We start from the raw sequence: 11454 nt of genomic DNA on the forward strand, positions 1-11454 counted from the left end.
TGGTCGTTTTGTCTTGCTGTCAGCCGGGGTCGTTCGCCGCCTGCTCGCGGGGCGGGGGCCGGGCGGTTCGCCCCCCACCCCCTCCCCGCCGGGCCGCCGCCGCGTCGGGGGCAGGGGTCAGCTCTCGCAGACGGTGCCGTCGCCGTCGCGGTCCTGGTACCACGCGTACTCGGGCTCGCCGCGGCGGTAGGGGCCGTATCCGGCGGCCTTCGCCTTCGTGCACGTGGAGAACCGAGGGTCGGTGTCCGGGACGGGGTCGGGCTCGGGGCGGTCACAGGTTCAGTTCGTCGGCGGTGTCCTCGGCGATGGCGGGGGAGCAGGTCGTGCCGCGCTCGCCGTGGCCGGTGACGAGCCACACGTCCTCGGCGACCCGCTCGCGGTGGACGATCCGGGACGGGTCGGCGCACTGCGCGCGGACGTCCGCCCAGCGGTGGCGGACGGGCGGGAGGGGGCGCCCGAGGACGGCCTCGGCGGCGTCCCGCAGGCGGTCGTGGGCGGACTCGTCGGTACCGGGCGGGCACGGCTCATCGTGGGGGAGGGGGTCGGCGACGGTCAGGCCGCCGTCGAGGCGCTGCACGATGAGGAGCCGCGCGGCGGCCGCGGCGACGGACGTCGGGAGCGGCTCGTCCAGCGGCGCGGTCTGCAGCGTCCGCAGGCGCACCCGGCGGACGGGCAGGTCGGGCGCGAGGTCGCGCACCATCCCGGACAGCGGGGCGCCCGTGCACAGGACGACGGCGTCGGCCTCGTGGGTCGCGCCGTGGTCGTCGCGGACGGACGCGGTGCCGACGTCGCGCATGTCGCCGAGGCCGCGCACGTCGCGGCCGGGCAGCCACGTGTACCGGCCCGACTCGGCGAGGTGCGCCCGGACGGCCGGGAGGACGGCCCGGGGTTCGACGGCCGCGTCCCTCTCGCACCACAGCGCGCCGTGCATCGCGCCGCGCAGCGCGGGGTTGACGGCGCGGGCCTCATCGGCGTCGAGGAGCTTGCAGCCGCGCTCGGCGGCGTCCGGGCGTTCGGCGAGGTCCCGGAGCGCGGCGAGTTCGGCGTCGGTGCGGGCGACGGTGAGGGACCCGTTCGCGCGGAAGCCCGCGCCGGGGACGTCCCGTCCGATCCGCTCCCACAGCTCGCGCGCGCGAAGCGCCGTGGACAGCTCGGCGCCGTCCGCGCGTCCCCCGACCCGCACCAGGCCGGAGTCGCGCACGGACGCGCCGCGCGCCTCGGGCTCGCGCTCCACCTGGAGGACGTAGTGGCCGCGCCGGACGGCCTCGGCGGCGTGCATCGTGCCCAGTACGCCGCCCCCGACGATGACGATTCGCATAGGCCCACGTTGGGACACGCCGATATGGAGCCCGTGGCCGTCCGGTGGCGAGTCGGTGAACACGCACCGGCGAGCGCGGGCCGGGCCGGGCGGGCTCAGCCGGGACGGCCCGCCGGTTCGTCCTCGGTGTCCCGTTCGCGGCGGCGGAGCCGGCGGGCGACCACGGCGACGGCGGCGAGGCCCGCGAAGGCGGCGGCGATCCAGCCGATCCCGATCCGCTCCACCCAGCCGGACAGCACGCCCTGGATCTCGGTGGCGGCGCCGACGACCGCCGAGTCGGCGTCCGCGCCCGCGTAGACCCGGGTCTCGTACCAGCCGTAGTAGGCGACGTAGAGCCCGGCCGCCACGAGGAGGACGCCGCTCGCGCGGGAGACGTGGGGCAGGATCCGGCGGGTGCGCGCGACCGCGGCGCCGTGCGCGAGCGCCACGAGCATCGACAGCAGTCCCACGACCAGCCCCATGCCGACGCCGTAGGCGGCGAACGCCGCGAGCCCGGCCGCGACGCCCGTCCCGCCGGACACCAGCCCGGTGACGGCCAGGAACGGGGCGATCGTGCACGACAGGGACGCGACGGCGTACGAGAGCCCGTACCCGTACAGGCCCGCGAGCGACCCCGACAGTTCGCCCGTCCCCAGGCGCGGCAGCCGGAGCAGCAGCTCGCGCCCGGACGCCAGCCACGCGCCGAGCGCGACCAGGACGGCGCCCACGACGATGGTGACCCACGGCAGGTACTCGTGGACCGACGCCGTCAGCACCGAGACCAGCAGCCCGAACGCGCCGAAGACGGTGACGAAGCCCGCGGTCATCGCGGCGGACAGGCGCAGGGCCCGCCGGACGCCGCCCGCGCCGGGCGCGGCGACGAGCAGCGTCAGGTAGGACGGCAGCAGCGCGAAGCCGCACGGGTTGAACGCGGCCACCGACCCGGCGGCCAGCGCGAGCGCGATCTCCTCCACCGGTCAGCCGAGCAGGCCGTCGACGTGCCGGCCCAGTTCGGCGGCGCCGAGCGGTCCGGACGCCCGGCGCGTCGTCCCGTCCGGTGCGAGGAAGACGAACGACGACTGGGCGGCGACCTCGAAGTGGGCGTACAGGTCGCCGGTCCGGTCGTCCAGGTGGGTGAGGTTCCGGGTGCCCGTCCGGGACACGAACGCCCGCAACCGGCCGGGGTCCTTCTCCAGCCCGCCGACGCCGACGAAGGCGACGCGGTCCCCGTACTTCTCGGCGGCCTCGGCCACGTCGGGCCCCTCGGCGATGCACTTGGGGCACCAGGGCGCCCAGAACCAGAACACCGCGGGCTTCCCGGCGAGGCCCGCCCCGTCGAACGGCTCGCCGTCCAGCGTCTCGCCCTCGAACCGCAGCGCCGCCGGGACGTCCTCGCCCGTCCCGCGCGAGTCCGGCGGGGCCGGGCTCCCGGACGCGGCCGCCGTCGGTTCGGCGGCCGTCGGTTCGGCGGTGGCCGTCTCCCCGCCGCCTCCGCACCCGGCCGCCAGCAGGGCGGCACCGATCACCATCACGATCGCCTTCTTCATGCGCGTGACGCTAATCCGCGGAACCGTCCGATGACCCTTACGAAGCCGTGACGTCCGGGGGGCGGGGCCGGCGCACCGAGGTGGTGTCGCTCGTCAGCGGCGTTCCGTCGGCCGCCGCGGGCACGAGATCGGGGACGCGCGCCCCGTGGCCGTCGACGAGGACCGAGTGCGGCTCGCCGGCGTCGAAGGCGTGGCGCTCGCCCCACTGCCGCATCGCGACGATCACGGCGAAGAGGTCCTTGCCGGCCTCGGTGAGCGCGTACAGCCTGCGCCTGCCCGAGGGGGCCTCGACCTGCGTGAGCAGGCCGTGCGCGGTGAGCCTGCGGAGCCGGTCGGTGAGGATGTTGCGGGCGATGCCGGTGCGCCGCTGGAAGTCGGTGAACGAGCGGGCGCCGTCCATCGCGTCGCGGACGACGAGCAGGCTCCACCGGTCGCCGACCAGGTCGGCCGTGCGGGCGACCGGGCAGCCGGGGTCGGTCCAGGCGGGGCCCGGCCCGCCGGTGTCGCCGCCGGTCATCACCCCTCCAATGAGTTGCGTATTGAAACCATCCTGCCCTACGCTCCAAACGGTTGCAAAATGAAACCAATCGGGGGGTGTTCGTGAACCGGAGGGCGAGACTGCTGGCGGCGGTCGTGTGCGGGGTCGCGGTGGCGAGCGTGTACGCCGGGCAGCCGGTGCTGGAGCCGATGGGCCGCGACCTGGGCGTTCCGGCCGACGCGCTCGGCCGGCTCGTGGCCGTCGGCCAGCTCGGCTACCTGGCGGGGCTCGTGCTGCTGGTGCCGCTCGGCGACGTCCTCGACCGCAGGCGCCTGATCGCCGCGCACCTCGCCCTCGTGGCCGCGGGGACGGCGATCACCGCGGCCGCCCCGGCCGCGTGGGCCGCGTTCGCCGGGCTGGCCGTCGCGGGCCTGTTCGCGGTCGTCGTGCAGACGACCGTCGCGCACACGGCGGCGGTCTCCCCGGACGCCGAACGGGGGCGCGACCTCGGCGCCGTGACGTCCGGCGTGGTGATCGGCATCCTCGGCGGCCGCGTCGTCGCGGGCGTCCTCGCGGACGCCTGGGGGTGGCGGAGCGTCTACCTGGTCCTGGCGGCGCTCGCCGCCGTCCTCGCGCCGCTCGCCCTCGCCCTGCCGCCCGCGGACGTCCGTCCGGACGCGCCGCGGTACGGGCGGCTCCTGCGGTCCTTCGGCGGACTGTTCGTCCAGCGGCCGTTCCTCGGCCGCGGGCTGGTCGCGTTCTTCCTGTTCGCCTCGTTCGGAACGTTGTGGAGCGGTATGGCGCTGCCGCTGGCCGGGCCGCCCTGGCACCTGGACGAGACGCGGATCGGGCTGTTCGGCGTCGCCGGGCTCGCCGGCGCCCTGGGCGCGGCCCGGGCCGGACGCTGGGCCGACGCCGGGCACGCACGCCGGGTCACCGGCATCGCGCTCGCGCTCCTGCTCGCCTCCTGGGCCGCGATCGGGCAGCTCCCGTGGTCGCTGCCGCTGCTGGTCGTCGGCGTGATCCTGCTCGACTTCGCCGTCCAGGCCGTCCACGTGAGCAACCAGCACGCGCTCACCACCGCCTACCCGGACCGCACCGGCTCGGTGATCGGCGGCTACATGGTCTTCTACTCGCTCGGTTCCGCCCTGGGGGCGGCCGCGACCACGGCCCTGTTCGACGCCGCCGGCTGGATCGGCCCGACCGTCCTCGGCGCGGCGTTCGCGCTCTGCGCGCTCGCCGTCCGGACGCTCGGGGAACCCGCGACGGCGCCCGTGCCCCGCGCGTCCGGGCGCCCCGAGCCCTGCCGCTCCACACTCACTTAGGGTGGTCCTGCTGGTCGCCGTCGAGACGGACGCCGCGCGCCCGGACCGCACCGGGCGCATCGTGCGCGGCTCGACGGCGGCGCCCTCGGCGCTGCGCCCGGCGCTCGCGGCGGACACGACGACTCCTCTTTCAGCAGGTCAGGCCGGAATGGATTCGGCAGCGGGCCGGTCGGCGGGGGCGGCGGGCTCGGCGGCGGGGACCGCCGCGCGGCGCGGGACGAGGACGGCGGCGAGCAGGCCCGCGGCCAGCGCGACCGCGGCGGCGGCGAGCATCCCGGCGCGGTAGCCCTCGGTGAGCGCGACGGCCGCGGCGCGCTCGCCGCCGGCGAGCACGTCCGCCGTCCGGCCCGTGGAGATCGCGACGACGGCGGCCAGGCCGAGCGAGCCGCCGAACTGCTGGGCGGTGTTGAACAGCCCGGACGCCAGCCCGGCCTGTTCGGGCCGGGTGCCGGTGGTCGCCCCGACGGTCGTGGTGACGAACGCGAGCCCGGCGCCGACGCCGATCAGCAGCGTGGGGCCGAGGACGTCGGCGGCGAACGAGCCGTCCGGCGACATGCGGGAGAACCACGCCAGCCCGGCGCCGGTCACGGTGAGCGCCGCGGCCATCGCGACCCGGAGCCCCGCGCGGGCGATCAGCGCGCCCGCCGCCCCGGCCGTGGTGGCGATCGCCAGCGCCAGCGGGAGCTGCGCCAGCCCCGCCTCGACCGGCGCGAAGCCGAGCACCTGCTGCATGTAGAAGGTCAGGAAGAAGAACAGCGGCGCCATCGCCGCCAGCGTCAGCAGCGCGATCACGTTGGACCCGCGCAGCATCGGCTGCCGGAAGATCCGCAGCGGCACCAGCGGGTGCGCCGCCCGGGCCTCGACGGCGGCGAACAGCGCGAGCAGCGCCAGCGCGAGCGCCCCCGTCCCGAGGGTGCGCGGCGAGGTCCAGCCGGCGTCGTCCGCCTCGACCACGGTGTACACCAGCAGCGCGAGGCCGCCGGTCGCGGTGAGCGCGCCCGGCAGGTCGAACCCGCGCGCCGTCCGGTCGGACGCCTCGGGCAGCAGCCGCGGCGCGAGGACGATCGCCAGGGCCGCGAGCGGGACGTTCACGTAGAGCGTGGCCTGCCAGCCGAGCCACTCGGTCAGCATGCCGCCGAGGATCGACCCGGCGGCGCCGCCCGCCCCGGCCACGGCGCCGAACACGCCCATGGCCCGGTTGCGTCCGGGACCCGCCGGGAACACCGTCATCACCAGCGACAGCGCCGCCGGCGACACCAGCGCGGCGCCGATCCCCTGCCCGGCCCGCGCGGCGACGAGCATCCCGGCGTTCGCGGCGAGGCCGCCCGCGAGCGACGCGGCGGCGAACAGCGCCATGCCGACCACGAACATGCGGCGGCGTCCGACCAGGTCGGCGGTCCGGCCGCCGAGCAGCAGCAGGCCGCCGAAGGTCAGCGTGTAGGCGTTCGCGACCCACGACAGGTCGTCGGGGGCGAACCCCAGGTCGGCGCCGATCGAGGGCATCGCGACCCCGACGATCGAGGCGTCCAGCACGAGGACGAACTGGGTGGCGGCGAGCAGCGCGAGGGCGAGCCCCCGCCTGGAGGCATGCGTCATGACCACTCCTTTCGGGGAGATGCGAGGGGGGTGCGTCGGCGGCCGGAGGCTGCGCCTGCGACGGACCGCCGGGAGAGAGGGGGCGGGCCCGGGACGGGCGGCGTCCCGGGCCCGGGGAGGGGCCGGTTACTCGGCCGGGCGCCACTGCTCGGCGGGCGCGACGCCGGGGCGCGGCTTGCCGATCAGTGCGAGCGGGGTGAAGAAGCAGATCTGGCCGATCGCCATGACGAGGGTGACGAGCGCCCTGTCGTCGTAGCGCGCGGCGGCCGCGGCGTACAGCTCGTCAGGGACGCGCTCGCCGTCCGGGAGGCGGTGGATGTCATGGTCGGGTTCCCTTCGTTCGCTCCGTCACCGCACTGACGAAGGGCGCCGCACCGATGTGACCGCCTCTCGCGGATTTCCTCCCGGCGCCCCGGGCCGGCGCCCCGGCGAGCACGGCCCGCGGGGTCGGCGAATCGGACTCGGTTTCGGGTGGGCGCGGGCTACGATGCCGGGGAAGATCCCCTCCCACTGAATGAGGCCCCGCATGGCCCAGGTGCCCCCGGACGTGCCCACCGACGTCCCGACCGCCGCCCGCGTGTACGACGTGATGCTGAACGGCAAGGACAACTTCGCCGTCGACCGTCAGGTCGCCGAGGCCAGTCTGAAGATCATGCCGGAGCTGCGGGACATCGCCCTGCACAACCGCGCGATGCTGCACCGGGTGGTGCGGTACCTGGCGGCGGAGGAGGGCATCACCCAGTTCCTCGACCTCGGATCGGGCCTGCCGACGGCGCGGAACACCCACGAGGTGGCGCACGAGATCGACCCGGCGGCCCGCGTCGTGTACGTGGACATCGACCCGATCGTCCTGGCGCACGGCCGCGCGATCCTCGCCGACAACCCGAACACGACGGTCGTGACGGCGGACATCCGCGAGCCCCGGACCCTGCTGGAGCACACCGAGGTGCGCCGCCTCCTCGACTTCTCCAAGCCGATCTGCGTGATGCTCTGCGGCATCCTGCACCACCTCGCCGACGACGAGGGGCCCGGGGAGATCGTGCGGACGCTGCGCGACGCCGTGCCGAGCGGGTCGTACTTCTTCATCACCAACTTCACCCGGCTCGGCGACGCGCCCGAGTCGGTCGCGCTGGAGAAGCAGCTCCTCGAGCAGCTCGGGACGGGCCGGGTGCGGACCCCCGCCGAGCTGGCCGCGTTCTTCGACGGCCTGGAGATCCTCCCCCCGGGCCTCGTGCCGCTGCCGCTGTGGCGCCCGGACGAGCCGATCCTGGACGCCGGCACCATCGACGTCCGCTTCATGACCGGAGGCGTCGCCCGCAAGCCCTGACCGGAGCGCCGGTCAGGGGCAGCCCTCGAATTGGGGGACCGTGGCGGGGAGGTCCAGGCCGGACGTGCCGAACCACCGGTTGAGCATGGTCGTGGCGGCGCCGTTCTGGTACATGCCGGTCAGGATGCGGTTCACGGCGAGGCAGCCCTCCCGGTCCCCCTCGGGGAGGGCGATGCCGTACTTCACGTCCGTGAAGGGGGCGTTGACCACGGTGGTGCCGGGGACGGCCGCCGCGAGCCCGGCGAGGACCAGGTCGTCGGTCGTGGCGGCGTCGACGCGTCCGGCGGCCAGCGACTCGGCGCACCCCCGGTGGGAGGTCATCGGGACCGCGACGGCGGCCACCTCCCGTTCGCCGGTCACCACCTGCCAGGAGTCGAAGCCGGGCACCTTGCAGATCCGCTTGCCGCGCAGGTCCTGGACGTTGCGGACGGTGCGGTCGCCCTGCCGGACGAGGACGTCCTGGTGCGCGAGGTAGAACGGGCCGGCGAACGTGACCCGGTCCTTGCGCCCCGCGGTGATGGGACGGGTCGAGACCGCCATGTCGATCGTGCCGTCGCGCAGCGCGTCCTCGGGGAGGGACGAGCGGAGCGGGCGGAGGGTCACGTCGGCCGGGGCGACGCCGAGCCGTCCCGCGACGTAGGTCGCCACGTCGATCTCGAAGCCCTCGAGCGGCCCGTCGCCGGTCCGCGCGGACAGGCCGGGGAGGCCGTCGTCGACGCCGATCACCAGCTCGTCCCGTCCGGTGATCGACTCGGGCTCGTCGCCGTACACCAGCGGCGCGGCCGTCAGGGTCGCCGCCAGGAGGGCGACGGACAGCGCGGCGAGGGCGACCGTGGCGGCACGGGTGCGGGCGCTGCGGACGGTGCGCACGGACGGCTCCTGTTCTCAGCGGTACTCGGCGAGGCGCGGCCAGATCCCGGCCGCGATCAGGGCGCCGACGGCCAGCGCCGCGACGGGCGGCAGCCACGTCATCGGCCGCAGCGCGCGTTCGGCCTCGAGCGCGGCGTGGACGCGGTGGGCCTGGTGGCGGCTGATCCGGGCGTCGAGTTCGCGGTCGTACGCCCGGAAGGCGGGATGCGGCAGGTGCCGCCAGCGGGGGTCCAGGTGCGCTTGGGCGGCGGCGTCGAGGCGGCCGTCCTCGGCGAGTTCCCGGACGGTCCGGTCGAGGTCCTGGTAGGTCCGGTACGCCGACAGGAGTTCGCCGTCCGGGTGGTTCGCGTCCTGGCGCGCCCGCGCGCCGAAGTAGCCCCCGAAGTCGACGCTCCGACCTAGGGCCCGGTAGTAGCCGTCCAGGTCGGACGCACCGGCGACGTGGAGGATCGTCTGGGACTTGTCGAGGTAGCGGCGGTCGTAGCGGTCGGCGTTCTCCGGGTCCAGGACCTGGCGGGCGCGGTCGGTGTACATGCTCGTGCCGAGCGCCCGGACGCGGGTCAGGTCGAGGGCGGGGTCCAGGCCGGTCTGCTTGGCCGTCCGCAGCCGGTCCGCCTCGGTGGTCAGCCGCGTCGCCACCGTCGTGGTGAGCGCCAGCGCGCCCACCAGCGCGGCGGCCAGCGGCAGGGACACCAGGCGGCGGAACCGCCGGGTCAGGTACACCTGAAGGCCCGCCATCGCCGCCACCAGGGCCAGCCCCGCGCCCAGCACCCGCAGCCGTCCGGCGAGGACGGACGAGCGCCCCTCCCGGTAGGCGGTCGTGACGTCGGCGGCCTCCTCCCCGGCCAGGTTGGACGCCTTGGGCAGCAGCTCCCGGGTCATGAGGGCGGTCGCCGTCCGGTACTCCCGGACGGCCTCCGGCGGCGGCGCCCCGGGGCCCGCCGCCGCGTCCATCGCCGCCTGGACGTGCCGGTCGTAGTCGTGGAGCCCGTTCAGCAGCGCCTGGACGGTCCGCATGCGCGCCTGGTCCGTCGGTCCGGTGCTCGCGGCGGACAGCGCGGCGCGCTGGGCGTCCTCGCGCCGGATGTCGTACACGTACCGCGCGCCGCTGCGCTCGCAGTCGGCGCCCGCCACCTCCGGCGCGCACAGCCACCCGGCCTCGCCTTCGGTGAGCAGGACCCGGGTCACCTGCGCGTCCATGTCGGTGAGCGCGAGGTACATGTCGCCGATGCTCTCCGCCAGGGGACCCTCGCGCTCGCCGAGCGTCCGCACCCCCTCGCGGGCGTCCCCGACCGCCGCGTACGCCGAGGCGACCAGCACCGCCAAGGCCAGCAGGGCCAGGACGGCCAGTGCCCGGACGCGACCCGCGACGGTGTCGACACCCCACGGCTTGACGGGCACGTCCGGTTCCCTTCAGGCGCGACGCCGAGATCGGTTTTCCAGTCTCGGGGCGCCGCCCGGAACGGGCAAGATCGTTGGCATGCCCGCTTTCGGCCCGTCCGAATGCGGCGGATGACCTTGTGCGGCGCGTCCGGCCGCCGGGCGCGGGTCAGTCCCAGCGGCGGGAGCGTTCGCGCTTGACGGCCGAGCGGCGCTTCTTGTTCTCCAGCCGGCGCTCGTTGATGCCGCGCGGCATCTTCTTCGGGATGCGCTTCTTCGGCGGCGGCGCGATGGCGTCGGCAAGGATCGACGCCAAGCGCGCGCGGGCGGCGTCGCGGTTCCGCACCTGCGACCGGTACTCCTCCGCACGGATCGTCAGGACGCCCCGGACGAGCCGTCCCTCCAGGCGTTCGAGGGCGCGGGACCGGTAGGGCTCGGGGAGGGACGGCGACGCGGCGACGTCGAAGGACAGTTCGGCGGCGGTCGCGCTGGTGTTGACGTGCTGCCCGCCCGGCCCCGAGGAGCGGGAGAAGCGCCAGCGCAGCTCGGTCTCGGGGATCGAGACCGAACCGCGGATCGGGATCGAGTCGGACATGCGGGTGATTATCCCCGCTCCGGGGCGATCTTGTCCCCCGGGTTTTCCCGCACGCAAGTACTTACTTACACTGATCGTCATGACCGAGGGACTGTTCCGGGACGACGACATGATCCGGGTGATCGCCCGCGAGGGAGCGCTCATCGCGGCGGGCGGCGCGGCGTCGCTGCTGCAGACCGCCCACCCGCAGGTGGCCCAGGGCGTTTACGACCACAGCTACACGCACGAGGATCCGCTGCGCCGCCTCCGCAACACCATGGGGTGGCTGTACGCGGTCCAGTTCGGCACGAAGGACGAGGCGGAGACGTTCAGCGCCCTCGTCTGGAAGGGGCACGAGCAGGTCACCGGCCCCGGATACCGGGCGAACGACCCCGACCTGCAGGTGTGGGTGGCCGCGACCCTGTTCGCCGTGGCCGCGCAGTTCTACCAGGCGCTCTTCCGCCGGAAACTGCACGAACGGGAACTCGAGGAGTTCTACGGGCAGACGAAGGTCTACGCGACCATCATCGGCTGCCCGGAGGGGCGGATGCCCGACACCTACCGGGACTTCCGCGAGTACTACGCCGAGATGCTGCGGACGATCGAGATCAGCGACGCGTCGCGCGCCGTCGCCGACCAGGTGCTCAACCCGAAGCTGCCGGCCGGGCTCCTGGCCGCGCCCGGCCTGGCCGCGATCCGGCTGCTCACCGCCGGGCTGATGCCCGCGCCGATCCGCGAGCAGTACGGCTGGAAGTGGAACGCGGCGCGGCGCCTCCGGTTCCGGCTGCTGCTCGGCGCGCTGTCGCTGGTGTACCCGCGCCTGCCGCTGCGGGTCCGCACGATGCCGCGCGACTACTACCTGGCCACCACCCGCAAGATGCTCGCCAAGGTCCGGCACAAGCCCACCATCCCGGCCCCCGCCGAACGCGTCTGACGCACCCGCCCGCCGAACACGGGACGGCCGCGCGTCCCCGCTGGCAGGGGCGACGAGGAGATCGAGGCGGCGGCCCGCGCGGCCAACGTCCACGAGTTCGTCGCCCGCCTCCCCGACGGCTACGAC

The 11454-nt window shown here is 75.3% G+C and carries 11 protein-coding genes and 1 pseudogene; 3 read left to right on the forward strand and 9 right to left on the reverse strand.

Translation table 11 applies throughout. The features are described from left to right. Nucleotides 1-117: 117 nt before the first annotated feature. From AB0L25_RS40365 to AB0L25_RS40385, 5 genes and pseudogenes are all read right to left on the reverse strand, one after another. Nucleotides 118-219: pseudogene (locus AB0L25_RS40365) on the reverse strand (excalibur calcium-binding domain-containing protein); the annotation flags it as partial. A 52-nt stretch (nucleotides 220-271) separates the two neighbouring features. Further along, on the reverse strand, nucleotides 272-1318 hold the full coding sequence (locus tag AB0L25_RS40370) for an NAD(P)/FAD-dependent oxidoreductase (protein ID WP_500178874.1): 1047 nt from the start codon (nucleotides 1316-1318) through the stop codon (nucleotides 272-274). Nucleotides 1319-1413: 95 nt separating this feature from the next. Next, nucleotides 1414-2271 (reverse strand): cytochrome c biogenesis CcdA family protein, encoded by an 858-nt coding sequence (locus tag AB0L25_RS40375; RefSeq protein WP_500178875.1) that lies wholly within the window; start codon nucleotides 2269-2271, stop codon nucleotides 1414-1416. 3 nt (nucleotides 2272-2274) lie between these two features. Continuing rightward, the gene (locus AB0L25_RS40380; RefSeq protein WP_500178877.1) at nucleotides 2275-2844 is read right to left on the reverse strand and encodes a TlpA family protein disulfide reductase; all 570 of its coding nucleotides are present in this window, start codon (nucleotides 2842-2844) and stop codon (nucleotides 2275-2277) included. Nucleotides 2845-2881: 37 nt separating this feature from the next. Next, nucleotides 2882-3361, reverse strand: a complete 480-nt coding sequence (locus AB0L25_RS40385; protein ID WP_500178878.1) for a winged helix-turn-helix transcriptional regulator — start codon at nucleotides 3359-3361, stop codon at nucleotides 2882-2884. Between the two features lie 83 nt (nucleotides 3362-3444). Between AB0L25_RS40385 and AB0L25_RS40390 the strand changes: the two genes are divergently transcribed. Further along, nucleotides 3445-4647 (forward strand): MFS transporter, encoded by a 1203-nt coding sequence (locus AB0L25_RS40390; RefSeq protein WP_500178879.1) that lies wholly within the window; start codon nucleotides 3445-3447, stop codon nucleotides 4645-4647. A gap of 138 nt (nucleotides 4648-4785) precedes the next feature. Here the strand turns inward: AB0L25_RS40390 and AB0L25_RS40395 are convergent, their stop codons facing one another. Then, nucleotides 4786-6243, reverse strand: a complete 1458-nt coding sequence (locus AB0L25_RS40395; RefSeq protein ID WP_500178880.1) for an MFS transporter — start codon at nucleotides 6241-6243, stop codon at nucleotides 4786-4788. Nucleotides 6244-6769: 526 nt separating this feature from the next. Here AB0L25_RS40395 and AB0L25_RS40400 point away from each other — a divergent pair. Next, nucleotides 6770-7570: an SAM-dependent methyltransferase gene (locus AB0L25_RS40400; RefSeq protein WP_500178881.1), complete on the forward strand. Its 801-nt coding sequence runs from the start codon at nucleotides 6770-6772 to the stop codon at nucleotides 7568-7570. A gap of 12 nt (nucleotides 7571-7582) precedes the next feature. Here AB0L25_RS40400 and AB0L25_RS40405 read toward each other — a convergent pair whose 3' ends face one another. From AB0L25_RS40405 to arfB, 3 genes are all read right to left on the reverse strand, one after another. Continuing rightward, complete coding sequence (locus tag AB0L25_RS40405) at nucleotides 7583-8440, reverse strand: transporter substrate-binding domain-containing protein (protein ID WP_500178883.1); 858 nt, start codon at nucleotides 8438-8440, stop codon at nucleotides 7583-7585. A 15-nt stretch (nucleotides 8441-8455) separates the two neighbouring features. After that, nucleotides 8456-9841: a GlnX family signal transduction membrane protein gene (locus AB0L25_RS40410; RefSeq protein ID WP_500178885.1), complete on the reverse strand. Its 1386-nt coding sequence runs from the start codon at nucleotides 9839-9841 to the stop codon at nucleotides 8456-8458. A gap of 148 nt (nucleotides 9842-9989) precedes the next feature. Beyond that, nucleotides 9990-10415 carry an alternative ribosome rescue aminoacyl-tRNA hydrolase ArfB gene (gene arfB / locus AB0L25_RS40415; RefSeq protein WP_500178887.1) on the reverse strand — a complete coding sequence of 142 codons (426 nt, stop codon included), beginning with the start codon at nucleotides 10413-10415 and terminating at the stop codon, nucleotides 9990-9992. A gap of 79 nt (nucleotides 10416-10494) precedes the next feature. Here arfB and AB0L25_RS40420 point away from each other — a divergent pair, with 79 nt between their 5' ends. Next, the gene (locus tag AB0L25_RS40420) at nucleotides 10495-11328 is read left to right on the forward strand and encodes an oxygenase MpaB family protein (protein WP_500178889.1); all 834 of its coding nucleotides are present in this window, start codon (nucleotides 10495-10497) and stop codon (nucleotides 11326-11328) included. Nucleotides 11329-11454 lie beyond the last annotated feature (126 nt).

Source organism: Spirillospora sp. NPDC052242 (genome assembly GCF_040679555.1).
Lineage (GTDB): Bacteria > Actinomycetota > Actinomycetes > Streptosporangiales > Streptosporangiaceae > Spirillospora.

What these genes read in the sequence shown, in the direction of transcription:
- AB0L25_RS40370 (WP_500178874.1), bottom strand. Translation starts at nt 1,318, where the DNA reads ATGCGAATCGTCATCGTCGGGGGCGGCGTACTGGGCACGATGCACGCC.
- AB0L25_RS40380 (WP_500178877.1), bottom strand. Translation starts at nt 2,844, where the DNA reads ATGAAGAAGGCGATCGTGATGGTGATCGGTGCCGCCCTGCTGGCGGCC.
- AB0L25_RS40385 (WP_500178878.1), bottom strand. Translation starts at nt 3,361, where the DNA reads ATGACCGGCGGCGACACCGGCGGGCCGGGCCCCGCCTGGACCGACCCC.
- AB0L25_RS40395 (WP_500178880.1), bottom strand. Translation starts at nt 6,243, where the DNA reads ATGACGCATGCCTCCAGGCGGGGGCTCGCCCTCGCGCTGCTCGCCGCC.
- AB0L25_RS40400 (WP_500178881.1), top strand. Translation starts at nt 6,770, where the DNA reads ATGGCCCAGGTGCCCCCGGACGTGCCCACCGACGTCCCGACCGCCGCC.
- arfB (WP_500178887.1), bottom strand. Translation starts at nt 10,415, where the DNA reads ATGTCCGACTCGATCCCGATCCGCGGTTCGGTCTCGATCCCCGAGACC.
- AB0L25_RS40420 (WP_500178889.1), top strand. Translation starts at nt 10,495, where the DNA reads ATGACCGAGGGACTGTTCCGGGACGACGACATGATCCGGGTGATCGCC.